This is a genomic window from Baekduia soli (assembly GCF_007970665.1).
GTDB lineage: Bacteria > Actinomycetota > Thermoleophilia > Solirubrobacterales > Solirubrobacteraceae > Baekduia > Baekduia soli.
Map to the genome: position 1 here is coordinate 3,102,914 of NZ_CP042430.1, position 23,594 is coordinate 3,126,507.

A 23,594-nucleotide genomic window follows, 5' to 3' on the forward strand; every position below is an offset into this window, starting at 1 on the left:
ACGCGAGCCGGCGCGCCAACTCAGCCGCCGGCCAGCACGACGTCGTAGCCGTCGGCGCGCAGGAGCTCGACGACGACGTCGCGGTGGTCGCCCTGCAGCTCGATGACGCCCGCCTTGGCCGAGCCCCCGACTCCGCAGCGCTTCTTGAGCCGGCCGGCCAGCTCGCGCAGCGCGTCGTCGGCCAGCGGCACGCCCGATACGGTGGTCACGGCCTTGCCGCGGCGCCCGGCGACCTCGCGGCGCACCTTGACCCGGCCGCCGGCGGCCGGCGCGGCGCCGGGCCGGGCGCGCGGGTCGCGCGCTCGGCGCAGGTCGCCGTCGGTGCTGGACCACACGGTGCGGCGATCGCGGTCGGCCATGGCGGGGACGCTAGCTGACGTGCCTCGGGACGTTCCGAACGTCTGAGGGCTGAAGTTGAGGCATCCGGGCTGAGACAGAGGCTGTGGGTCTTCTCAAGGATCCAACGGCCTCGGAGGTCATCAGCCCGGATGCAGTGCAAGCGTAGGTGGCTGCCCAGCTGGCAGCGTGTCGAGCTGGTTGATTGGTGTCTTGGCGAGGGACTTCCTCGACGCCAGGCAGCGGCCCGTCGGCGGGTGAGCGTGTCGACGGTGCAGTACTGGATCGACCGGTACCGCAACGCCTCAGACGCCGAGCGAGCGTCGGGCGCGTGGGCGCAGGATCGACCCTCGACGCCGCATCGCCAGCCGACGCGGTCCAGCGACGAGCTGCACGACCGTGTCTGCCAGGCGCGGACGCGGACGGGCTGGGGGCCGCGCCTGATCGCCTCCGAGCTCGGCATCGCGCACGCGACGGTCTCGCGCTGTCTGAAGCGGCGCGGCATGTCGCGCCAGCCGCCGGCGCCCCGAGAGGCGGTGCAGCGCTTTGAGTGGCCGTGCCCTGGGGCGTTGATCCAAAACGACGTCAAGCGTTTCGCGCGGTTCTCCTCACCCGGCCATGCCGTCACCGGCAACCGTCACCGCACGGGCGCCGAGAAGCGCCAGCGTGTCGGCTACGAGTTCGCCCACAGCGCGATCGACGACCACAGCCGCCTGGCCTACACCGAGCTGCACCGCGACGAGAAGGCCGCCACCGTCATCGGCTTCACCGAGCGGGCGATCGCGTTCTTCGCTGCGCACGGCATCATCATCGAGCGCTGGCAGACCGACAACGCCTGGACCTACACCCACAACAAGGCGCTGGCCGCCCTGTTTGACAGCCACGGCATCCGGCATCGCACGATCGCGCCCCGCACGCCGCGCCACAACGGCAAGGTCGAGCGCTACCAGCAGACCCTCAAACGCGAATGGGGCCTGGGACAGCGCTACCGCTCAAGCGACGCCAGAGCCGCAGCGCTGCCACACTGGCTGCACCACTACAACAACGAGCGGAACCACAGCTCGCTCGGCAACCGGCCGCCCATCACCCGCGTTCGGAACGACCTGAGGCAGAACAGCTAGCGGGCGCCGAGGCTCGTCCGCGCAGACCCTCTGTCGCAGCACGCTGTCCGCGCCCCGACCGGATGTCGACGGGGGTTGCATCCGGGCCGCGGGCGGCTCGTGTCCGCCGGGTGACGCGGCCGACACGATGGGCATGTCAACGGGTCACGCACCAACGCCGCAGCAATGCCTCCAGCTCATCGAGACCGCTCGCTCGGAGCTGCGCACCATCGGCAACCCGGCCTACCTGTGCGCCGTGGTGGACGCCGACGGCGTCTGCGACATCCTGCCCCTGGTGTTCTCCTCGGCGGGCCCGGCCATCGACCACGGCTGCCGGGCGTCGCGCGACCTGTCCGACGGCCAGCGGGCCGTGCTCGTCGCGCGCCAGGCCGACGCCTCGCGGCTGACGTTTCGCGTCCTGTGCCCGAGCACCATGCGCACGCTGCACCTGCTGCGTGAGGCGCTCGTCGAGGACGAGTCCGCCCTGGCCGACGCCTGGTGTTGAGCGCCCCGACGCCCCCCGTGGCGTCCCGTCAGCCCGTGGCCGGCACGCCCTCGCGCACCAGCGGCAGGCCGTGCGCGGCGCCGCCGCGCGCCGCGAGCACCTGGTAGATCGTGATCTCGCGCTCCTCGAAGGCCATGGCCGAGCCGAGCATGTACATGTGCCACACCCGCTCGCGCGGGGCGCCGACCTCGCCGATCGCCTCCTCGCGGTGGGCGAGCAGGTTGTCGACCCAGCGGCGCAGCGTCAGCGCGTAGTGCTCGCGCAGCGACTCCACGTCGCGCACCTCGAGTCCCGCGGCCTGCATGGAGGCCATGACGTCGGTCACCGGGTGCAGCTCGCCGTCGGGGAACACGTAGCGCGTGATGAACGGGTCGGGCGCCGGGGCGTGCGGGGCCAGGCGCGCGATGCCGTGGTTGAGGACCAGCCCGCCGGGGCGCAGCAGCCCCTCCAGGATCGCCGCGTAGCGGTGCAGCTCGTCGCGGCCGACGTGTTCGTACATCCCGACGCTGGCGATCTTGTCGAACGGCCCGTCGGCGATCTCGCGGTAGTCGCAGACGCGGACCTCGAGGCGGTCGGAGAGACCTGCCTCGGCGATGCGGCGCCGGGCCATGACGGCCTGCTGCTCGGACAGCGTCACGCCCACGCCGTGCACGCCGTGGTGGCGCGCGGCATGCAGCAGCAGCGAGCCCCAGCCGCAGCCGACGTCGAGCAGGCGCTCGCCCGGCTGCAGGCGGAGCTTGCGGCAGATGACCTCCAGCTTGCGCTCCTGGGCGGACTCGAGGTCCTCCTCGGGCTCGGCGAAGTACGCGCACGAGTAGACCATCGACGGGCCCAGGACCAGCTCGTAGAAGCGGTTGGAGACGTCGTAGTGGTGGCGGATGGCCTGGCGGTCGCGGCGCAGCGAGTGCCGGCGGCCTGCGGCGCGGGCCTCGATCTCGGGCACCGGCGGCGGCAGCAGGATGCGCGGCCCGGCGATGCGCAGCGCGTCGCGCAGGAGCGCCAGGCGCTCGCGGGTGCCCAGCGTGAGGCCCGTGAGGTTCTCCCGTGCGCCGAGCGCGGTCTCCAGGTCGCCCTCGGCGTCCAGGGTGCCCGCGACCCAGGCCCGGGCCAGGCCGAGCTGGTCGGGCCGGTGCAGGATGTGGGCGATCGCCGAGCGGTCGCGCACGACGACGACGGGCGCGTCGGGCGCGCCGGCGGCGGGCAGGGTGCTGCCGTCCCAGAAGCGCACGGCGACGGGCAGCCGGGCCAGGCGGCCGTCGGCCAAGCCGGCCAGGACCTCGGCGACCGCTTCGGCGACGGGCCGGCGACGACGACGGCGCCGGCGCCGGCGTCCCGGCCGCGCGGGGCCCGGTCCGGCGGAGGTGGGCGTCGGCACGGCGGGGGCGTGCGGCTCGGCGGGGCTGTGGGGATCGGCGTGCGTGCTCACGGATGGGGTGCCGGGGCCGGAGACGGGGCCACGGGACGGTCAACGATAGGCATCTGCGGCGCGGCCGTCAGCCTGCTGCCTCCGCGGCCCGCAGGACGACGACGCAGTTCTGGCCGCCGAACCCGAACGCGTTGGCGGCGGCGGCGCGCACCTCGGTGCGCCGGGCGGTCATGGCGACGTGGTCGAGCTCGCACTCCGGGTCGGGCGTCTGGAGGTTGATCGTCGGCGGCACCACGCCGTCGCGCATCGCCAGCAGGCAGACCATCGCCGACAGCGCGCCGGCGGCCCCGATGAGGTGGCCGACCATCGACTTGGGGGAGCTGACCGGCACCCGGAGGACGTCGGACCCCAGAGCGGCGTGCAGCGCCCGGGTCTCCACCGCGTCGTTGGCCCGGGTGCCCGTGCCGTGCGCGCAGACGTAGTCCAGCTCGCCGGGCGCCACGCCCGCGCGCTCCAGCGCCTGGGTGACCGCGCGCGCCGCGTGGGCCCCGCTGCGCTCGGGCGCGCTCATGTGGAACGCGTCGCCGGTCAGCGCGGCGCCCGCGACGCGGCCGTAGGTGCGCGCGCCGCGGGTGCGGGCGTGCTCGGCGGACTCCACGACGAGCACGACCGCGCCCTCGCCGAAGACGAACCCGTCGCGGTCGGCGTCGAACGGACGGCTCGCGCGCTCGGGCTCGTCGTTGCGCGACGACAGCGGACCCATGTTCGACAGGCCGGCGAGCATGACCTCGCAGATGCCCGCGTCGGTGCCGCCGGCGATGACGACGTCGGCCTCGCCGCCCAGGATGAGGCGTCGCGCCTCGAGCAGGGCGTAGGTGCCGCTCGCGCACGCCAGCGCCGACGCCGACACGGGGCCGTGGGCGCCGAGGTCGATGGCGACCTCGCACGCGGGCATGTTGGGGATCGTCGTCGGCACGTAGAACGGGCTGACCTCCCGCGGGCCGCGGGCGACGAGCCCCTCCACGTTGGCCTGGGTCTCCGGGACGCCCGCCACCGCGGTGTTGACCGCGACGGCGACGCGGTCGGGGGCGTCGGCGATCCTCAGGCCCGCGTCGGCGACCGCCTCGCGCGCGGCCGCGATCGCCAGCTGGCTGAACCGCGCGGTGCGCCGCGCGCGCTTCTCGCCGAGCACGGCGACGGGGTCGAAGCCCGTGACCTCGCCGGCGATGCGCGTGGGCAGCCGCGAGGCGTCGAAGCACGTGACCGCCGCGATCCCCGACCGGCCGGCCACGAGCGCCTCCCATGTCCGCGCCGCGTCGAGGCCGACCGGCGTCAGCGCGCCGAGGCCCGTGACGACGGGGTCCTGCGGGGCAGCGCTCATGGGCGCTCGAGCAGGCCGTCGGCCGCGTCGCGCGGGGCCTGCTCGCGCACCCGGAAGTGCATCTTCTTGCCCGTGGCGGTCATGGGGAGCTCGGCGACGAAGCGGTAGGCACGCGGGCGCTTGTAGTCGGCCAGCATCGGGTGCGCGCGGCAGTGCGCGTCGCAGGCCGCCGCGTCGAGCGCGGGGTCGGACGCCACGACATAGGCGACGACGAGCTGGCCCCACTTCGGGTCGGGGACCCCGACGACGAGCGCGTCGGCGATCCCCGGGTGCTCGGCCAGCGCGGCCTCGACCTGGACGGGGTGCACGTTCTCGCCGCCCGAGACGATCATGTCGTCCTTGCGCCCGACGATCGTCACGTACTCGTCGGCGTCCCAGGTCGCCAGGTCGCCCGTGTGGAGCCAGCCGTCGCGGAACCGGTGGGCCTGCTCCTCCGGCGCGTTGACGTAGGCGTAGCCCGACTTGACCGAGCGCACGATGACCTCGCCGACCTCGGTCCCGTCGCGGGCGACGTGGTCGCCGGGATCGGCGGCCTGCGCCGGGTCCTCGCCGACGCGCACGACCGCGACGTCGTCGTCGGTGCACGCGCGCCCGGCCGCCCCCGCGTGGGCGGGCAGGTCGGCGGGGCGCAGGAACGTGTTCCAGAACGCCTCCGTCGTGCCGTAGCCGTTGAAGATGCGCGGGGTCAGCAGCTCCTGGTGGCGCAGGCACGCCTCGCGGTCCAGCGGCGCGCCCATCGTCACGATGCCGCGCAGGGTGGAGAGGTCGCGCGGGCGCTCGCGCTGCTCGGCCGACAGGAGGGCGAGGTTCGTCGGCGCGCCGATGAGGAACGTCAGGCCGTGCTCCTGCACCCAGTCCAGGCAGGTCGCGGCGTCGAACTGGCGCATGGGGACGACCTCGGCCCCGACGTAGAACACCGGGTTGGGGCCACCGGAGTACAGCCCGCCGCGGTGGAACCACGGCGTCATGTTCAGCGTGCGGTCCTCGGGCGCCAGCGGGAAGTGCATGATCACGTCGTGGGCCGAGAGCACCTCGACGAGCCCGTTGAGCGAGACGCCCTTCGGCAGGCCCGTGGTGCCCGACGTGTACAGACGCGTGGTCTCGTCGTAGACCGTCGGGTCGGTGGGGCCGGGCGGCGGCGCGTCGTCGCAGGCCGCCAGGTCGTCGAAGGCCGCGGCGCCGGCCAGCGGTTCGCCGCCGCCGGGCGCCCGGACGGCCACGACGAGCGCGGGCGCATGGCCCGCCCGCGCCAGGGCGCCGGCGGCGGTCTCGGTCAGCGCCGTGTCGTAGGCGAACGCGCGAGGGCGGCTGTCGTCGAGGATGTGGGCGGTCTCCCCGGCCGAGAGGCGGAAGTTGACCGGCGCGGCGATCGCGCCCAGGCGCTGGCAGGCCAGCCAGGTCAGCGCGAACTCCGGCCCGTTGAAGAGCTGGAAGACGACGACGTCGCCCTCCGCCACGCCGTTGCGATGCAGGCCGGCGGCCAGGCGGCCCGCGTCGTCCCACAGCTCGGCGTAGGTCCAGCGGCGCCCGGAGACGGGGTCGTGCATCGCCGGGCGCGAGGCGAAGCGGTGGCTGTTGCGCTCCACGCCGGCGACGTAGCGGAAGCGGCGCTCGAAGACCGCGCGGAACGGCCCGGCGTCGTAGATGTAGGGGTCGGAGGGCAAGGGCGGTCTCCTCAGGCGCCGGGGGTGGGTATGGCGGAGGCGGGGCCGTCGACGAGGGCCCGCAGGGACGTCAGGCGCTCGTACTGCCCGACCGGGTCGCGGCCCAGCGGCATGGCGATGAACTCGCCGACCCCGGCCGCCGCATGGGCGGCGAGCATCGGCGCGACGCGCTCCGGCGTCCCGAGCATCGTCCAGCGCTCGACCACGCGCAGCGGCAGCCGGTACTGGCGCGCCAGATGGGCCTCGGCCTCCCGGCGGGCGCGCTCCTCGTCCTCGTCGAGGCAGACGCCGAACAGCAGCGCGACGCCGGGGGCGGGGCGGCCGTGCCCGGCCGCCAGCTCGCCGAGCTCCTGCGCGCGCTGCGCCAGCGTCGGCGGGTCCAGCCACATCGGCAGCCACGTGTCGGCGAAGCGGGCGGCGCGGCGCAGCGCGGGCTCGCCGCGGCCGCCGACGTAGATCGGCGGCGTCGCGGGCAGCGCGGGCGCCAGGGCGGGCACGTCCAGCGCCAGCGCCGGTCCGTCGTGGCGGACCGGGCGCCCGGCGAGCAGGTCGGGCAGCACCGACAGCGCCTCGTCCAGGCGCGCCCCGCGCCGGCTCAGCGGCACGCCCGCGGCCGTGAACTCCTCCGGGAACTCGCCGCCGACGCCGACGCCGAGGAGCAGGCGCCCGCCCGACAGGACGTCGATGGTCGCCAGCTGCTTGGCCGCCCAGGCCGTCGGCCGCAGGCCCAGCAGCAGGACGCTCAGGCCCAGCGCGACCCGGTCGGTGACCGCCGCGGCGGCCGCCAGCGCGGTCGGGGCGTCCAGCAGCGGCACGTGGCACGCGAGGTGGTCGCCCGCCCACACGGCGTCGAAGCACAGCGCCTCGGCGTGGCGCGCGGCCGCCGGCACGTCGTGCAGGCGGCCCTGCTCGAACGGGTCGAAGGTGGGAAGCAGAACGCCCCAGCGGCTCATGAGGGCCGGACCTTACAAAGCCGAGCGCCGGCGGCCGGCGCGCGCGTCACGGAGCGGTCGGCGGGTGCCCGACCGTCAGCACGCGATCGACGCCGGTCCGGGCCAGCAGGCGCCGGACCGGACCGGGCGCGGCGATGACCGAGAAGCCGCCGCCGCGCTCGCTGGCGGCGTGGTGGGCGGCCAGCAGCACGTAGACCGCGGTCGTGTCGATGAACGTCACGCCGCGCAGGTCGAGCGTCATGTCGTTCCACCCCGCGTCCCACAGGCCGCGCAGGCGGGCGTCGAGCGCGTCGGCCGCGTCCATGTCGATCTCGCCGCGGGCGACGACCCGGACGTGCGCCCGGTCTTCCACCACCGACAGCGACAACAGGGGGGAGAGGGTCACGCGGGCCTCCAGGTCCGATCGGCTCAGCGGTGTCGCGTGCCGGCTCCGGGCCCCGGTCGGGAGCGCGGCGCCTGCACCGGACTGCCACCGACGCCGGAGCCGGGAGGCCGGTCCCGGCGCCACCGCCAAGGGTACCGCCGCCCCGCCGGGGCGGTCAGCCCTCGGACAGCGCGGCGACGCCCTCGCGCGCGCCCTCGCCCTGCTCGAAGATGTCCCAGGCCTCGACGAGGTTGCCCTCGGGGTCCTCGAAGTACAGCGAGCGGTCGCCCCCGTCGTGCTCGACGGGCCCGCGGGGCTCGCGGCCCAGAGCCCGCAGCCGCCCGGCGATCTCGTCCAGCGCGCCGGGCGCGACGGAGAACGCGTAGTGCACGTGGCGCCCGCCCTCGTCGCCGAACTCCTTCTCACCGGGGGACCACAGCCCCAGGCGGGTCTGCTCGCCGCAGGCCAGCCACACGCGGTCGTCCTCGCGGGACAGGACGGGGAGGCCGAGGACGGCCTCGTAGAAGCGGGCCAGCCCATCAGGGTCCCGCGTCTGCAGCGTCAGCTCCGACAGGCCGCGCGTGAGCATCGTCATGCCGGCGCCGTACCCGCCGCCGGGCGACGCCCACCGCGGGATGGCGCGATCAGCCCCGCTCGGCGGCCTGCGGCGCCAGCAGCGACTCGCGGAACGCGACGCCCTCCGCGGTGGTCGCGGGCACGCCGTAGCCCTCCTCGTCGACGACCTCGCCCCAGCGCGCCAGGATGTCCTCGGGCTCGAGGCCGGGCGCGACGAGCCCGCGTGTCTCGGCCCAGAAGACGCGCGCAAAGCGCCCGATCCCCGCGGTCATCGTCTCGCCGTTGACCGGGCAGGACTCGTGGGCGAGCAGCACGACCATCGGCGAGACGAACTCGGGGCCGCGCGCGGGGTCGGGCCGGGTGCCGGGCGGCAGCGGCGGCAGGTTGCAGTTGGCGCGGAACTCGGGGTCGGTGACCATGCGCGTCTCGGCCGAGGGGACGAGCTGGTTGACGGTGATGCCGTGCGGCGCGCCCGCCTCGGCCAGCGACCGGCCGAGGGAGACCGCGGCGCCCTTGGCCGTGGAGTAGCCGACGAGGTGCGCGCTGCCGAAGAGGCCGACCGAGCTCGTGATGACGATCCGGCCGTAGCCCCGGTCGACGAGGTGGGGCCACGCGGCGCGCGTGACGTTGAACGCACCGAGGACGTGGACGTCGACGTGGCGCTGGATCGCCTCGGCCGTCACGCCGGGCAGCCCGCCCGGATCGAGGTTGCCCGCGTTGTTGATGATGATGTCGACGCGGCCGAAGCGCTCGAGCGCGGCGGTGACGATCGCCTCGGCGCCCTCGGGGGTCGCGACGCTGTCGGCGTTGGCGACCGCCTCGCCGCCGGCGGCCGCGATCTCGTCGGCCACGGCCTGGGCCGGGCCGGGGTCGCCTCCGCCGCCGGCCAGCGCGCCGCCGAGGTCGTTGACCACGATCCGCGCGCCGCGCGTCGCGAGCGCCAGCGCGTGCGAGCGGCCGAGGCCGCGGCCGGCTCCGGTCACGATCGCGACGCGGTCGTCGAAGCGCATGGCGGGCGTCTGCGGGGTCATCGGCTGGTCCTTGTCTTCCGGGGGCCCGGCCAAGTCTGGTCGACGTGCGCTCGCGCGGGGCTGGCACTAGCGCCAGTGTCGGCGGGCGGCCCGCGCGCGGCCCCGCCCCGGCGCCCGTCATCATGGCGGCGCCGCGTCCGCCGTCCGACCCCTGGAGCCCACCTTGCCCGTCGACCTGCCGCCCGCCGTCGAGCTCAACGTCCTGGACATCGGCAGCGGGCCCGTCGTCGTCCTGCTGCACGGCTGGGCCATGAGCCTGGAGGCCTTCGACCGCCAGCTCGCGGCGTTCGCAGGCGACCATCGCGTCGTCGCCGTGGACCTGCGCGGCCACGGCGCTTCGCCCAAGCCGTGGGGCACGGTGCACTACGCCGATCACGCCGCCGACGTGATCGCCGTGCTCGAGCGCCTGGACCTGCGCGACGTCGCGCTCGTCGGGTGGTCGATGGGCGGCGCGATCGGCGCGTACCTGGCCGCCCGCACCGACCGCGTGGCCAAGGTCGCGCTCGTCGGCTCGCCGCCACGCTTCCGCCGGGCGCCCGACGCCCCCTGGGGCGCGCCCCCCGGCGGCGGCGAGGCGTTCCTGGAGAACATCCGCACCCGGCGCGAGTGGACGATGCGCCGGGCCGTCGAGGACACCCTGGCCGTGCAGCTCGGCGAGGCCGTGCACCAGTGGCTGTTCGGGCTGACGATGCGCTGCCCGACCCACGCGGCGGCGGGGACGTTCGAGGGCGTGCTGGAGGCCGACGTCCGCGAGGACCTCGTGGGGCTGGCGCGGCCGGTCCTGGTCGCCCACGGCGTCCACGACCCGTTCGTGTCCATCGAGGCCGCGCGCTGGGCCGGCGGCGCGGTCCCCGGCGCGCGCCTGGTCGAGTTCGCGCAGTCGGCCCACGCCCCGTTCCTTGAGGAGCCCGAGCGCTTCAACGCCGAGCTGCGGGCGTTCGTCGGCGGCTCCTGAGGCCCGCGCCGGGGCGCTATTCGTAGCGCAGCGCCGCGAGCGGGTCCAGGCGTGCCGCCCGCCTGGCGGGGAGGGCCGCGGCCACGACGCCGATGACGACGCCGAGCACGGCGATGCCCGCCAGGGTCGCCGTCGGCAGCCGGAGGCTCAGGTCGGTGAACGCGCTCTGGCGCATCCCCAGGATCCAGGCCGTCGCGACGAGCAGGCCGGCGACGATCCCGGCCAGGGCGCCCGCGAGCGAGATCAGCAGGCTCTCGGCGGCCATCGTGCGCCGGACGCGCCAGCGCGAGGCGCCGACGGCCCGCAGCACGCCGATCTCGCGCGTGCGCTCGAGCACCGACATCGTGAGGGTGTTGACGATCCCGAGCATGCCGACGAGCACCGCGATCGCCACGATCGCGTCGAAGAACGCGAACTGCTGGTTGATGGCGTCGGTCGTCCGCTTCTTGAGCTGCGCGTTGGACAGCGCCTCCATGCCGGGGTAGCGCCGGGCCAGCAGCGCGTCGACGCGGGCGGCGAGCGGTGCCCGCGCGGCGGCCGACCGCGCCTTGACCGCCAGCTGGACGTCGGTCGTGACGCCGTAGACGGCCGACATGGTCGCCAGGGAGACCTGCAGCGAGCGTCCGGTGCCGTCGACGGTGTCGCTGATGCCGACCACGGGGGCGACGCGCATGCCCGACGCGCCCGCCAGCGTCAGTCGGTCGCCGACGTGCAGGCCGCGCGCCTGCGCGTAGGTCTTGGACGGCACGACGCCGCCGGCGGCCAGGCCGCGCAGCACCGCGGCGCGCGATGCACCCTGGTAGTCGACGTGGTCGACGCGGTCGTAGGCGTAGGGGTCGTAGGCCACGATGAGCCCGTCGGCGCCGCCGCCCGGCAGCTTGGTCAGGTAGAGCACGCGGCGGCCGGCGACCGCGGCGGTCTCGGGCATGGCGGCGATGCGGCGGCGCAGATCGTCCGAGATCCCGGACTGCGGCGGCCCGACGTCCTGGTAGTCCAGGGGCTGGACCGTCAGGTCCCGGGAGAACCGCTTGTCGAGGTCACTGCGGATCGAGCCGACGAAGCTCGAGGCGATCGTGGTGTTCACGACGACGACCGAGAGCGCGACGAGCAGCGTGGCGGCGGTCGCGGCGGTCCGCCCGGGGTTCGACAGCGCCGCGTCGGAGGCCAGGCGCCCCTCCGCCGGCATCGCGGCGCGCAGCGGGCGGCTCATGAGCCGGATGAGCGGCAGGATCACGAACGGCGCCAGGAGCACCATCCCCAGCAGCATCACCATGGTCGAGCCGACGCCGCCGATCGCGGCCAGCACGCTGCCCTGCGCCGTGTCGCCGAACCAGAACAGCCCGCCGACCAGCATCCCCGGCAGGAAGAGCGCCAGGCCGATGAGCGCCCGGCGCAGCCCGGGGCCGCCTCGCGGTGCGCCGGCCATGCCGAGCATGGCCTGGATCGGCGGGATGCGGGCGGCGCGGACCGCGGGCCAGGTCGCGCCGGCCAGCGTGGCGACCAGGCCGGTCGCGAGCGCCCCGATCACCGCGATCGGCGCGTACTCGATCTGGGCCACCGGCAGGCCGAAGCCCTGCATGGCCTTCAGCAGCAGGATCGCCAGCACCGCGCCCAGCGCCAGTCCCAGCACGCAGCCGACGGCCCCGAGGACCAGCGCCTCGGCCAGGATGCTGCGCGCCACGCGGCGATCGCTGGCGCCCAGGGCCCGCAGCGTGCCGATCTCGCGCATGCGCTGCAGCACGGTCATGTTGAAGGAGTTGAGGATCAGGAAGGCGCCGACGAACAGCGCGATGCCCGAGAAGAAGTACAGGACGACATCCAGTCCGGAGAGCTGCTTCTGGGCCTCGGCGTTCTTGGTCTGGGGCGTGACGACCTCCACGCCGCGGCCCAGGCGCCGCTGCAGCCGCGCCTGTACGTCGGCGACGCGGGCGCCGCGGTCGACCACCACGGTGATCTCGTCCCAGACGCCGGGCTTGTCCATGACGCGCCGCGCGTCCTGGACGGGCATGGAGGCCATGCCGTAGCCGCCGAGGTCCAGGCCGCCGCCGAACGCGAACAGCCCGGCCACCCGCAGGGTCGTCACGCCGGAGGGCGTCGAGAGCCGCACCCGGTCGCCGACGCCCACGTGGTGGCGTGCCGCCCAGTCGCGGTCCAGCTCGATCTCCCCGGCCCCGGCGCGCGGGTTGCGCCCGGCGACCTGGCGGGAGTCGGTGGTGTCGGGCTGGGCGTAGTCGACCCCGACGACGTAGAGCCGCGCGGACCGCGCGCGCTCCACGCGGCCGTGCGCATCGACCGTGCGGAAGCTCGAGTAGACGTCGCCGGCGGCCGAGCGCACGCCCTGGACCAGGCGCACGCGGTCGATCGTGTCCAGCGTCAGCGACCCCGCCGACTGCCTGCCCGAGACGACGATGTCGGCGCGGCCGTAGAGCGAGTCGTACAGCCGGCCGAACGTGGAGTGGATGGTCCCGACGAGCAGCAGGACGCCGAAGACCATCCCGACGCCGAGCACGATCGCCCCCGCCGTCAGCCCGGAGCGCAGCGGGCGCGCGCGGACCGTCCGCACGCTCAGGCCCGAGAACGAGGCCAGGCGCGCGCCGGTGGGGAGCCGGCGCCGGTGCGCGATCACGTCGCCCCGGCCAGCGCGGTGGGCGCGACGGTCAGGTCGCGCAGGGTGTCGGCGACGCGGATGCGATCGCCGCCCGGGACCTCGCACACGATCTCGCCGTCGCGGAAGAACGCGACGCGGTCGGCCAGGGCGGCGGCGCCGGCGTCGTGGGTGACCATGACGGCGGTCTGGCCGTCGTCGACCAGCCGGCGCAGCAGGCCGAGCACGACCGCGCCGGCGGCGGAGTCGAGGTTGCCCGTGGGCTCGTCGGCGAGCAGGACGTGCGGATGGCGCAGCAGCGACCGCGCGATGGCGACGCGCTGCTGCTCGCCGCCGGACATCTCCGACGGGCGGTGCGCCGCGCGGTCGGTCAGCCCGACGAGCGCCAGCAGCTCGTCGACGCGATCGGCGTAGTCGCCGGGGCGCTCACCGGCGACGAGCGCGGGCAACAGGACGTTCTCGGCGGCGGTGAGGGTCGGCAGCAGGTTGAAGAACTGGAAGACGAACCCGAAGACCTCGCCGCGCAGGCGCGTCAGCTCGCGGTCGCCGAGGTCGTCGTAGCGGCGGCCGTGGACGGTGACCGTGCCGCCCGTCGGCCGGTCCAGCCCGCCGAGGATGTGCAGCAGCGTGCTCTTCCCCGAGCCCGACGGCCCCATGATCGCCACGAACTCGCCGTCGCCGACGACGAGGTCGACCCCGCGCAGCGCCGCGACCGCGGTGGTCCCCTCGCCGAACGTCCGGACGATGTCCCGGGCCTCAAGCGCCGGGTGGGCGTGGTCGTGGTGGGCCATGCCGCGACCGTAGGCGGGGAGCGGGCGCGGATCATCCGCCCCGACCGCGGACCGGCGCCCGGGACAACTACGGGTGGTCCTCGTGAAGACGCCGGACGGCGCGGGACCCGGCCCCGACGGACCGGTGGATTCGCCGGCGCCGGGCGGTTAGCGTTCGGTGCGACCATCGAGTGACCCGGGAGGACGGGATGGCCGCGACGCTGCTGATGCAGGTCTCCGACATCGAGCTGGCCGAGGCCGTCGGCGCCGACGACGGCGGGCTGTGGCTGACCGCCGCCGACCTCGAGGAGGCCACGGGCTGGGTGCTCAAGCCCGAGGGCCTGTGCCGTGAGGACGCGTGCGTGCCGCTGCCGCCCGACGGGTCCTGGCAGGACGACGAGGGCCGCGTCGACGTCGTCGCGTTCATGGAGCGCATGGGACGGCCCGTGGTCTCGGACCCGGCCCACGGCCTCTGGGCGATCGGCGAGACCGCGCAGGCCGGCGGCCCCGGCGAGGACGGCGGCGAGGAGGGCGACGCCGTCCGGGCCCCGGACTTCACGCTGCCCGACATCGACGGCACGCCCCGGTCGCTGTCGGAGCTGCGCGGGCGCAAGGTCCTCCTGCTGTCGTGGGGCTCGTACTGCGGCTGCTCGTTCGACCTGCCGGCCTGGCAGGCCGTCTACGAGGACCTGCACGACGACGGCCTCGAGATCATGGCCGTCGCCTTCGACACGGCCGGGACCCAGGCGGTGCAGGACCGGATCCGGCCCGCCGACCTCGACGCCCAGCCCGACGTCATCCGCCGGCTGCGCGGCTGGAGCGAGGCGCAGTGGGCGCGCCGCGCGACGCCGAGCTTCCCGTGCGTCATCGACGAGGAGCACCGCGTCGCCGCCATGTACGGCATGACCAACGTGCCCATGTGCGTGTGGATCGACGAGGAGGGCCGGATCGTGCGGCCCAGCGAGCCTGCGGGCGTCAGCGACCACTTCCGCTCGATGGACCCCGAGAGCTTCGAGATCCCCGACACCGACGCCGACCGCCTGGAGGCCAACCGGCGGCTGTACCTCGAGGCGCTGCAGGACTGGGTCCGCCGGGGCGCCGAGAGCGAGTTCGCGCTGGCGCCCGACGAGGTGCGCCGGCGCATGAGGCGCCCGAGCGAGGACGAGGTGCGCGCGGCGCTGCACGCGCGGATCGCCCACCGCCTGTACCGGGGCGGCGACCCCGACGACGCCCGGCGCCACCTCGACCGGGCCGTGGAGCTGTGCCCCGACGCCTGGACCTACCGCCGCCAGGCGATGGTGCTCGATCCCGACACCGTCGGCGACCTCAACGTGTCACCGGGCTACTGGGCGGCGATGGACGCGCTCGGCCGGGACGAGTTCTACCCGCCCGTCGACCTGCCCGGCTTCAAGGACGGCGCCGACTACCAGCGGGGCGCCGCGGGCTGAGCCTGCGAGAGCCCGTGGGTCACGGCGGGATCTCCCGCTCCCAGCCGATGCGCCCGAACGTCGTGTCGCTCGCGGGGTTCGCGCCCGCGGGTCGACCGTCAGCCGCACGGCGCGGACGCGTCTGGGGCGAGGGAGCACGAACCCATGGTGGCGCTCCCAGCCGGTCGTGAACGGGCTGTGACCGGCCCGGCGGTCACTCAGCGGTCCGCGCCGCCGTCGTCCCCGAGGAACCCGAGCACGACGGCGGCGAACGCCTCCGGCGCCGTGACCGCCGCGACGTGCCCGTGGCCCTGAAGGACGACGAGGCGCCCGTCGGGCAGCGCGTCGGCCAGGCCGCCGCAGAGCTGGTGGCGCCACGGCGGGCTCGTGGACCCGACGAGCACGAGCGTCGGGACGTGATGGCCGGCGAAGCGGGCGGGGTCCAGCGCGTAGGTCGCGGCCACGTGACCCTGGCGCGGCACCGCGGCGATCGTGGCGGCGGCGTCGCGCCAGCGGGGGCCGCGGCGGATGTCGTCCAACACCTCCGGCGCGATGCCGAAGCGGCGCGTCATCAGCAGCGCGACCGCGTCGTCGAGGGCGCCGTCGCCGACGAGGCGCTCGAGCTCGGCGGCCACGCCGGCCAGCTCCGGGTCGCTGCCCAGCGACGGCTCGTAGAGCACCATCCGCCGGACGTCGGCGTGCAGCGAGGCCTCCAGCGCGACGAGCCCGCCGTAGGAGTGGGCGAGGAGGTCGGTGCCCGGCCCGGCCGCCTGCAGGACCGCGGTGACGTCGGCGACCTCGTCCTGGAGCCGATAGGGGTCGCTGCCGGAGCCGCTCGCGCCGTGGTCGCGGCGGTCGGGGGTCCACAGCTCCCGGTGGGGCTCGAGGTGGGGGCGGACCGGGTCCCACCAGCGCGCGTCGGTCATCCCGCCGTGGACGGCGACCAGCGGGCGGCCGCAGCCGCCGCGGCGCACGGCGATGTCGACGCCGGTCGGGCTGTGCACGACGTTGGTCACGCCCGTGAGCATTCCCGATCGGCGGCGCAGCCGCGTCCCGCGCGCCTTCACAGGATGGACACGGCACCGTTGCGCCTCGGTAACCGTCGCGTGCCGGCGCCCGGCCTAGGTTCGCCGCGGCAAGACACCGGCACCGGGTCGGGGTCACGCAAAGGAGAACCTCGTGGATCGCAGACGCAAGATGGTGTCCCTGGTCGCCGGCTCGGCCCTGGCGGCCGGCGCGGCCTTCGCCGCGACCGGCGCGGCGGACTCGCCGTTCGGCTCGGGGCCCGAACTCACCGGCGTACCGACCGCCAACACGCGCTCCGACGGCTACGCCCCGGCGAGCCGCCTGTCGCCGCAGCTCACGCAGGTCGTGGTGGCCCAGGGCTCGACGAAGCTCGAGAACCCGTCGGCGCTGACCTCGTACTACGGCTATGACAACGATGTCCTCAACGCCGCCGGCGAGCCGCAGATGGTGCCGACGCCCACCAACACGGGCGAGGCGCACAAGACCGAGCCCGACAAGAACACCTACCTGGTGCTCAAGGGCCAGCACGGCGCCGACCCGGCCTACGACTACGGCCGGCACTTCCTCTTCCAGGGCCACGAGGGCGGCGCCGGGGGCGCGAGCAGCCTCACGCGCATCAACCTCGACGCCGACGCGACGCACCGAGTGACGCTGCTGGCCACCCAGGACTCGGCCGGCAACCCGCTCTCGCCGATCGACGGCTCGACGTGGGATCCGTTCGCCCAGCGCCTGCTGCTCACGACGGAGAACCCGGCGGCCCCGACGTACGCCGCGACCGCCGACTTCCCGTCGAAGGTCGACGACGTCTCCGGCGCCCTGGGCCGCGGCGGCTACGAGGGCATCCAGGACGACTCGGCCGGCAACATCTGGATCGTCGAGGACATCGGGGGATCCAAGAAGGTCGGCACGACCGCCAAGGTGCCCAACAGCTTCGTCTACCGCTACGTCCCGGCCAAGCCCGGCGACCTGGCCCATGGCAGGCTCCAGGCGCTGCAGGTCACCGGCGCGGGCGGCCAGCCCATCACGCAGGCCACCCAGACGGCGCTCAACAGCCCCGACCAGGTCGCACTGCACACCTATGGCACGTCCTTCAAGACCACCTGGGTGACGGTGCACGACACCGCGGTCGACGGCACCGCGCCGTTCAACGCCAACACGCTGGCCAAGACGGCCGGCGCGACGCCGTTCAAGCGTCCCGAGAATGGCCAGTTCCGGCCGGGGTCCGACTTCAAGGACTTCTTCTTCGACGAGACCGGCGACACCGACGCGACCAGCCCGGAGAACGACACGGCCGGCGGCTGGGGCTCGGTGCTCAAGCTCACCCAGAAGAACCCGAGCGCGACGACGGGCACGCTGACCCTGTTCTACAAGGGCGACCAGGCCCACACGGGCCTGGACAACGTGGCGTTCCTCTCCAAGAACGTCATCTCGTTCGTCGAGGACGCCGGCGACACGCTGCACGGCCAGCGCAACGCGCTGGACTCGGCGTTCGCGTTCGACGTCAACACCGACTACGGCAACGCGGCCAACCAGCCCGTCCGCTGGCTGGCCGAGGGCCGCGACGCCTCGGCGACGATCGACGCCGCCAATGCCGGCTTCGGCAAGAACGACGGCGACAACGAGATCACGGGGCTGCACGTCTCGGACGGCAACCCGACGGTGGGCGGCATCCTGGGCGCCCAGAACCCCCGCCTGGGCAACGGCCGCTGGCGCTGGTTCTACACCCAGCAGCACGGCGACAACACCACGTACGAGGTCCTGGCGGCGCCCCGCCACGACGACTGACCGCGCGCCCGGCCCGGCGCCGGACGGCACGGATGCACCCCGGGGCCGGGCGCGGACCGCGCCCGGTCCCGCAGCGTGCTTGACTGACCGGCGTCCCTGACCGCGACCCGGGAGCGCCGCCGTGCCCGACCTGACCTATGCCGCCGCCTCCGCGGACCTGGGGGCCTACCTCGCCGTCCCGCTGGGCGAGGGCCCGTGGCCGGGCGTCGTCGTCATCCAGGACGCGCTGGGCCTGGGCGACGACATCCGCGAGCAGGCCGACCGGCTGGCCGCCGCCGGCTACCTCGCGCTGGCCCCCGACCTCTACAGCGGACGCGGGCTGAAGTGCGTCGTGGCGACCATCGCCTCGTCGCGCTCGGGCCGTGGCCCGGCGTTCGAGGACATCGAGGCCGCGCGCCGCTGGCTGCAGGCCCGCGAGGACTGCACGGGGCGGATCGGGATCATCGGCTTCTGCATGGGCGGCGGCTTCGCGCTGCTCAGCGCCCCGCGCTTCGCGTTCGCCGCCGCCTCGGTCAACTACGGCGAGGTGCCGTCCGACACGTCCGTCCTGGCCGGCGCCTGCCCGGTGGTGGCCAGCTACGGGCGGCGCGACCGGATGATGCCGGGCCGCGCGGCCCGCCTGGAGCGCGCGCTGACCGAGCACGGCGTCGAGCACGACGTCAAGGAGTACCCCGACGCCGGGCACAGCTTCCTCAACCGCATCAACACCGGGCCGCTGTTGGGGCCGATCGCGCACGTCGCGGGCGTCGGCTACCACCACCCGTCGGCCGAGGACGCGTGGAGGCGCATCCTGGGGTTCTTCGCCGAGCACCTCGCCGCCCCCGCGGCGTAGGGCCGGTCAGCCCAGGCGCCGCAGCCCGGGCCACAGCCGCGACCAGGGCGCGCGCGTCCCGGCGCAGCGGTCGACCGGCTCGCCGCGCTCGTCGTTGTCGACGCCCGCGGCGTTGTCGATGCGGGCCGCGACCCGGCAGCCGGTGAAGTCGGCCCGCAGCCGCGCCGCCGAGAAGCCGACGGTGATCACGGGCGAGGGCCGGTCCGGGGGCGGGCCCCACTCGTGGAACGCGTTGTGCCCGCTGAACGCCGCGGGCAGGCCGAGCGCCGGGCCGTAGCGGTCGATGGCCCCGGCCTCGCCGTAGTTGGAGGTGAGGATCACGGGGGCGCCGGGCGTGTCGCGGTAGACGCCGGCCACCGTGCGGGCCAGGGCCGGCCAGCCGATGGTCTCGCCGATGTCGCCGTTCATCGCGATGACGACGCCCGCATCGCGCGCGGGCAGGACGGGCAGCGCGAGCGTGACCGAGACCACGGCGCTGAGCACGACCGCGACGGCCAGCAGCCCGGCGCGCACGCGCCGCGCGCCGTGGTCCAGCCAGGCGTCGGCGCGCAGCGCGCCGGCGGCGAGCAGCACGCCGAACATCCCGGCCAGGTAGTACGGCTTGCCGCCCGTGGCCAGGAAGACCACGGCCAGCACGACCCAGGCCACCGCGAACAGCCGGTGGGGGCGCAGCTCCGGGCGCCGCGCGAGGTCGACGAGGCCCGCGATCCAGACCGGGGCCAGCACCGGGCTGACGAGCAGGAGCTGGAACGGCAGCAGCGCCCAGCGCGGCTGCGAGCTCGACGACCCGCCGCTGGCGATGGACGACGAGACGTCGAGCTGGGGCCAGCCGTGGCCGGCCTGCCAGATCAGCCACGGCGACCAGAGCACGAGCGCGATCGCCGCGCCGGCCCAGGGCGCCGGACGGCGCAGCAGCTCGCGCGGGCCGGCCGCGGCGATCCCGACGCCCAGCGCGACGAGCAGGAACGCGATGAGCGGCTTGTCCAGCAGGGCCAGCCCGGCGACGACGCCCGCGGCGAGCCAGGGCGCGCCGGCGCCGGTGCGCAGCGCTCGCGCGACGAGCCACGTGACCGCCGTCCAGGCCATGAGGTCGAACGTCGCCGTGCTCAGCAGGTGGCCGACGATGAGCACGACCGACGCGACCGCGGCGCAGGTGGCGGCGATGAGCTGCGCCCGGCGCCGGCCGCCGAGCTCGGCGGCGATGAGCCCGGTGAGGGCGACGGTCGTGCCGGCCATGAGCGCGGAGGGCAGCCGCAGCGCGACCAGCGAGCCGGGGGCGACCGCGTCGGCGGCCCGGGCGACCAGCGGCGTGAGCGGGCCCTGGTCGGCGTAGGCCCAGGCGAGGTGGCGCCCCGCGGCCAGGAAGTACAGCTCGTCGCGGTGGTAGCCGTAGCCGCCCGACCCCGCGACGAGGACCAGCGCCACGAGCGCGCCGAGGGCCAGCAGCGGCGCGAGCGCCGGCCGCGGCGCGCCTGTCCCGGGGAGGTCGGTCGGCGGCGCGGCCATGGCGTGCGCCCATGATGGGGCCGGCGGGCGGTGCATTGCGGGCCGGGGTCCGCGCGCGCACCGCGACCCTCAGCGCCGGAGGCGACGCAGCAGCCTGGCGATGGCGCGCTCGCGCCGCCGCAGCCGGCGGGGAGCCACGACGCCCAGCAGCCGCGGCGGCGCGGGCCGGGCCCGGTGGCGGGCGACGAAGCCGGCGCCGATGCCCAGCGCCGCCAGCGTCGCGACGACCACGCCGGGCGTGGCCCGCAGCCGGCCGTAGGCCTCGCGGACCTCCGGCCAGGCCTGCTCGTCGATGAGCCCGACCGGGTCCGCGGCGCCCGGGCCGGGCCGGATCGGCGCCAGGATCACCACCCGCACGTGGCGCGGGCGGGGGAGGGGCCCCAGCCACAGGCGGGAGGTGCCGGCGATCGCCGCGGGCAGGATGGGCGCGCCGGTCTCCGTCGCGAGCCGCCCGGCGCCGTGGTGGGGCGACCCGAGGGCGTCGGGCTCGTCGACCCTCGTCCCCTCGGGGAACAGCACGAGCACCTCGCCGGCCCGCAGCACGGCGCGGGCGGTCTCCATCGCCTCGGCGTCGGCCTCGCCGCGGCGCACCGGGAACGCGCCGAGGCGCACGAACAGCGAGCCCAGGGGGCCGGCGAACAGCTCGCGCTTGGCCATGAAGCGCAGCGGGCGGGGTCCGGCGAGCGAGAGGAAGAACGGGTCCAGGAAGCTCTTGTGGTTGGGGGTCAGGATCGCCGGCCCGTGGCGGGGGAGGTGCTCGGCCCCCTCGATGCCGACGCGGAACCACAGCCGCAGGGGCGGCGCCAGCAGGGCGCGGACGATGCGGTACAGCGCACGGCTGACGCCGCGCTCCCGGGCCCGGCGGTGCGCCGCGCGCTCGCTGCGGGGCGACATCCCCCGGTTCTCGCAGCCCGGGGGCTCCCTGCCAAGCGGGGCGGGCCGCGGTCGCCTCCGTAATGGTCACCCGCCCGGCGCGGAAGACGGCGGATGCGGGCGTGCGGGCGCCCGGGCATGGTGGGCACGCATGTCGCCCCGCGCCCTCCGCGCCCGTCCCGGACCCGGCCTGCGGCGCCACAGCGGCGCCCGCGAGCTCCTCGTGTTCGGCCTGGCCTACCTGACGTACTTCGGCGTGCGCGCGATCACCGAGGGCGACGCCGCCCGTGCCTTCCGCAACGCGGACGGGCTCATCGGGCTCGAGCGCCGGCTCGGCCTGGACCGCGAGGCCGCCGTCCAGGGGCTCGTGACCGGATCGCGGCTGCTCACCGACGGGGCCGACGCGGTCTACATCTACGGCCACTGGCCCGTGCTGGTGGTCTCGGGCGTGCTGCTCTTCCGCCTGGCGCCCGCCCAGTACCGCACGCTGCGCGACGCCTGCCTCATCAGCGGCCTGGCCGGCCTGGTGATCTTCGCCTGCTTCCCCGTCGCGCCGCCGCGGCTGAGCGATGCCTCGGTGATCGACACGATCACGAGGGGCTCGCCGGGCTACCGCCAGCTGCTGCCGCCGTCGCTGGTCAACCAGTACGCCGCGATGCCGAGCTTCCACGCCGGCTGGAACCTGCTCGTCGGCATCGCGGTCTACCGGGCCACCCGCCATTGGGCCTTGAGGTCGTTCGCGGTCCTCATGCCGGCGGCGATGGCCTTCGCCGTGGTCGCCACGGCCAACCACTTCATCATCGACGTCGTCGTCGGCGTGGCGATCGTCCTCGCGGCCCTGCGCGCCGCGGTCGTCCTCGAGCGCCGGCGCGCCCGTCCTACACTCATCAGCATCCCGAAGGGTCCGAATGCGGACAAGTACCTTGACATCCACACCTCCCATGCCGTTCCTCGTCGCGCACCGCGCAGGCAACGACCTCGGGCGCCTGCGCCGCGCTGAGTCGCTCGGCATCCCGCTCATCGAGGCCGACGTCCACCTCTTTGCCGGCCGCCTCGAGGTGCGCCACCTCAAGACGGTCGGCCCGCTGCCCATCCTGTGGGACCGCTGGGAGCTCGCGCCGCCGTGGCGGCCGCGGCTCCTGCTCGGCGACCTGCTGGCCACCGCCGCCCCGCCGACCGAGCTCATGCTCGACCTCAAGGGGCGCGACCCGCGGCTCGCGCGGGCCGTCGCGGCCTGCCTGGACCGCCACGGCGACGGGCGGCGCGTGACCGTGTGCTCGCGCACGTGGCGGCTGCTGCGCCCGCTGGAGGGGCGGCCCGACGTTCGCGTCGTGCACTCCGTGGGCAGCCGGCGCCAGCTGGCGGCGCTGCGCCGGCTGCTGGGCTACCGGGCGGTCGACGGCGTCTCGATCCACCGGCGCCTGCTCGATGCGCCCGTGACCGCCGCGCTCAAGCGCGACGTCGGGCTGCTCGTGAGCTGGCCGGTCGAGACCGCAGAGGAGGCCCGACGGCTGGCGGCCTGGGGCGTCGACGGGCTCATCACGACGCGCTTCGACGCGCTGGCCGGCGTCCTGGCCGGCGGGGAGGCGGCGTGATCGACCGCCTCGAGGACCTCGTGGGCGGCGTCTGGTCGCACTTCGACCACGTCGACGGGCGCCTCCTCCTGGTTGCGCTCGTCTTCCACGTGGCCAACCACGTCCTGCGCTCGGTGGCCTGGCGCAACGTGCTGGCCGGCGCCCATCCGGGCCGCCGGGTGCCGCTCCTCGGGGTCGCCTCGGCGTACGCGATCGGCGTCGCCCTCAACGCGGTCGTCCCGGGCCGCGGCGGCGACGCGGCCAAGCTGGCGATCGTGCGCTCGCGGATCGAGGGCTCCCGCGCGGCGACGATCGCCTCGACGATGGCCGTCATCATGCTCTTCGACCTCGTGGCGGCCACCCTGCTGGTCCTCGTCGTCGGGCTCACGGGCTCGGTCCCGTTCGTCCCGCACGTGCCGCTGGCCGGCGCGCCCGGGTGGATGGCGGCGCACGTGCCGATCGCCGTCGCGGGCGTCCTCGCGCTCACGGCGCTGGTCGCGCTGGCGGTGCGCGTGCTGCGCGGGCGCGTCCGCGGCCTGCTGGCCCAGGCACGCCAGGGCGGCGCGATCCTGCGCAGCCCGGCGCGCTACGTGACGCAGGTCGCGCTCGTCCAGGCGGGCGCGTGGACCTGCCGCATCGCCGTGGTCTTCCTCCTGCTGCGCGCCTTCGGCCTGCACGCGACGGTCCCCACGGCGGCGCTGGTGATGGTGCTGTGCGGGGCATCGACGCTCATCCCGCTGACCCCCGGCGGCGCCGGCACCCAGCAGGTCATGCTCGCCTACGCGCTGGGCCAGGCGGCGGGCGCGGCGGTGGTGCTCTCGTTCTCGGTCGGCATGCAGGCGGGCATCACGCTCATCAACGCCGCTCTGGGCCTGGCGGCGGCGATGGTCGCCTTCCGCACCCTGCGCCCGGTCACGGCGGTCCGTGCAGGCCTCGGGCTCGCCCGCGCTCGCGCCTGAGCGGCG

At 75.5% G+C, this 23,594-nt stretch carries 22 protein-coding genes; 9 read left to right on the forward strand and 13 right to left on the reverse strand.

All coding sequences use genetic code 11. The features are described from left to right. Positions 1-20: 20 nt before the first annotated feature. The gene (locus tag FSW04_RS14745; RefSeq protein WP_146920540.1) at positions 21-359 is read right to left on the reverse strand and encodes a translation initiation factor; all 339 of its coding nucleotides are present in this window, start codon (positions 357-359) and stop codon (positions 21-23) included. A gap of 129 nt (positions 360-488) precedes the next feature. Here FSW04_RS14745 and FSW04_RS14750 point away from each other — a divergent pair, with 129 nt between their 5' ends. Both FSW04_RS14750 and FSW04_RS14755 read left to right on the forward strand, forming a co-directional pair. After that, entirely contained in the window at positions 489-1,457 is a 969-nt protein-coding gene (locus FSW04_RS14750; protein WP_146915057.1) for an IS481 family transposase, read from the forward strand. Between the two features lie 133 nt (positions 1,458-1,590). Continuing rightward, positions 1,591-1,941, forward strand: a complete 351-nt coding sequence (locus FSW04_RS14755; RefSeq protein ID WP_146920542.1) for a hypothetical protein — start codon at positions 1,591-1,593, stop codon at positions 1,939-1,941. Positions 1,942-1,969: 28 nt separating this feature from the next. On the opposite strand, the gene FSW04_RS14760 is transcribed toward FSW04_RS14755, so the two are convergent. From FSW04_RS14760 to FSW04_RS14790, 7 genes are all read right to left on the reverse strand, one after another. Beyond that, on the reverse strand, positions 1,970-3,214 hold the full coding sequence (locus FSW04_RS14760) for a class I SAM-dependent methyltransferase (protein ID WP_146923756.1): 1,245 nt from the start codon (positions 3,212-3,214) through the stop codon (positions 1,970-1,972). 220 nt (positions 3,215-3,434) lie between these two features. Beyond that, positions 3,435-4,688: a beta-ketoacyl-ACP synthase II gene (fabF, locus tag FSW04_RS14765; RefSeq protein WP_146920544.1), complete on the reverse strand. Its 1,254-nt coding sequence runs from the start codon at positions 4,686-4,688 to the stop codon at positions 3,435-3,437. Continuing rightward, complete coding sequence (locus tag FSW04_RS14770) at positions 4,685-6,352, reverse strand: class I adenylate-forming enzyme family protein (RefSeq protein WP_146920546.1); 1,668 nt, start codon at positions 6,350-6,352, stop codon at positions 4,685-4,687. The genes fabF and FSW04_RS14770 overlap by 4 nt, the downstream gene beginning before the upstream one ends. Before the next feature lie 11 nt (positions 6,353-6,363). Continuing rightward, on the reverse strand, positions 6,364-7,305 hold the full coding sequence (locus FSW04_RS14775; protein ID WP_146920548.1) for an LLM class flavin-dependent oxidoreductase: 942 nt from the start codon (positions 7,303-7,305) through the stop codon (positions 6,364-6,366). A gap of 46 nt (positions 7,306-7,351) precedes the next feature. Further along, the gene (locus FSW04_RS14780; protein ID WP_146920550.1) at positions 7,352-7,690 is read right to left on the reverse strand and encodes an STAS domain-containing protein; all 339 of its coding nucleotides are present in this window, start codon (positions 7,688-7,690) and stop codon (positions 7,352-7,354) included. A gap of 154 nt (positions 7,691-7,844) precedes the next feature. Next, complete coding sequence (locus FSW04_RS14785; protein WP_146920552.1) at positions 7,845-8,264, reverse strand: VOC family protein; 420 nt, start codon at positions 8,262-8,264, stop codon at positions 7,845-7,847. Positions 8,265-8,313: 49 nt separating this feature from the next. After that, entirely contained in the window at positions 8,314-9,276 is a 963-nt protein-coding gene (locus tag FSW04_RS14790) for an SDR family NAD(P)-dependent oxidoreductase (protein WP_228430485.1), read from the reverse strand. A gap of 163 nt (positions 9,277-9,439) precedes the next feature. Here FSW04_RS14790 and FSW04_RS14795 point away from each other — a divergent pair, with 163 nt between their 5' ends. After that, the gene (locus FSW04_RS14795; RefSeq protein WP_146920554.1) at positions 9,440-10,231 is read left to right on the forward strand and encodes an alpha/beta fold hydrolase; all 792 of its coding nucleotides are present in this window, start codon (positions 9,440-9,442) and stop codon (positions 10,229-10,231) included. A 16-nt stretch (positions 10,232-10,247) separates the two neighbouring features. On the opposite strand, the gene FSW04_RS14800 is transcribed toward FSW04_RS14795, so the two are convergent. Both FSW04_RS14800 and FSW04_RS14805 read right to left on the reverse strand, forming a co-directional pair. Then, entirely contained in the window at positions 10,248-12,857 is a 2,610-nt protein-coding gene (locus FSW04_RS14800; protein WP_146920556.1) for an ABC transporter permease, read from the reverse strand. Continuing rightward, a complete protein-coding gene (locus tag FSW04_RS14805) occupies positions 12,854-13,627 on the reverse strand; it encodes an ABC transporter ATP-binding protein (RefSeq protein WP_146920559.1) in 774 nt (257 codons plus the stop codon). The genes FSW04_RS14800 and FSW04_RS14805 overlap by 4 nt, the downstream gene beginning before the upstream one ends. A gap of 188 nt (positions 13,628-13,815) precedes the next feature. Here FSW04_RS14805 and FSW04_RS14810 point away from each other — a divergent pair, with 188 nt between their 5' ends. Beyond that, positions 13,816-15,054: a redoxin domain-containing protein gene (locus FSW04_RS14810; protein WP_146920561.1), complete on the forward strand. Its 1,239-nt coding sequence runs from the start codon at positions 13,816-13,818 to the stop codon at positions 15,052-15,054. Positions 15,055-15,251: 197 nt separating this feature from the next. On the opposite strand, the gene FSW04_RS14815 is transcribed toward FSW04_RS14810, so the two are convergent. Further along, the gene (locus FSW04_RS14815; RefSeq protein WP_187368792.1) at positions 15,252-16,049 is read right to left on the reverse strand and encodes an alpha/beta fold hydrolase; all 798 of its coding nucleotides are present in this window, start codon (positions 16,047-16,049) and stop codon (positions 15,252-15,254) included. A gap of 163 nt (positions 16,050-16,212) precedes the next feature. Here FSW04_RS14815 and FSW04_RS26105 point away from each other — a divergent pair, with 163 nt between their 5' ends. Together FSW04_RS26105 and FSW04_RS14825 are read left to right on the forward strand one after the other, a co-directional pair. After that, positions 16,213-17,844, forward strand: a complete 1,632-nt coding sequence (locus FSW04_RS26105) for an alkaline phosphatase PhoX (protein ID WP_228430486.1) — start codon at positions 16,213-16,215, stop codon at positions 17,842-17,844. A 121-nt stretch (positions 17,845-17,965) separates the two neighbouring features. Continuing rightward, complete coding sequence (locus FSW04_RS14825; protein WP_146920565.1) at positions 17,966-18,676, forward strand: dienelactone hydrolase family protein; 711 nt, start codon at positions 17,966-17,968, stop codon at positions 18,674-18,676. Positions 18,677-18,682: 6 nt separating this feature from the next. Here FSW04_RS14825 and FSW04_RS14830 read toward each other — a convergent pair whose 3' ends face one another. Beyond that, the gene (locus tag FSW04_RS14830) at positions 18,683-20,182 is read right to left on the reverse strand and encodes a glycosyltransferase family 39 protein (RefSeq protein WP_146920567.1); all 1,500 of its coding nucleotides are present in this window, start codon (positions 20,180-20,182) and stop codon (positions 18,683-18,685) included. A gap of 69 nt (positions 20,183-20,251) precedes the next feature. Next, the gene (locus tag FSW04_RS14835; RefSeq protein WP_146920569.1) at positions 20,252-21,076 is read right to left on the reverse strand and encodes a lysophospholipid acyltransferase family protein; all 825 of its coding nucleotides are present in this window, start codon (positions 21,074-21,076) and stop codon (positions 20,252-20,254) included. Between the two features lie 130 nt (positions 21,077-21,206). Between FSW04_RS14835 and FSW04_RS14840 the strand changes: the two genes are divergently transcribed. Genes FSW04_RS14840 through FSW04_RS14845 form a run of 3 tightly spaced genes read left to right on the forward strand, consistent with a single transcriptional unit; the run spans position 21,207 to position 23,588 of the window. Next, on the forward strand, positions 21,207-22,055 hold the full coding sequence (locus tag FSW04_RS14840) for a phosphatase PAP2 family protein (RefSeq protein WP_187368793.1): 849 nt from the start codon (positions 21,207-21,209) through the stop codon (positions 22,053-22,055). Further along, a complete protein-coding gene (locus FSW04_RS26110) occupies positions 21,997-22,650 on the forward strand; it encodes a glycerophosphodiester phosphodiesterase (RefSeq protein ID WP_187368794.1) in 654 nt (217 codons plus the stop codon). The genes FSW04_RS14840 and FSW04_RS26110 overlap by 59 nt, the downstream gene beginning before the upstream one ends. Further along, entirely contained in the window at positions 22,647-23,588 is a 942-nt protein-coding gene (locus tag FSW04_RS14845; protein ID WP_187368795.1) for a lysylphosphatidylglycerol synthase transmembrane domain-containing protein, read from the forward strand. Before FSW04_RS26110 ends, FSW04_RS14845 begins: the two co-directional genes overlap by 4 nt. Positions 23,589-23,594 lie beyond the last annotated feature (6 nt).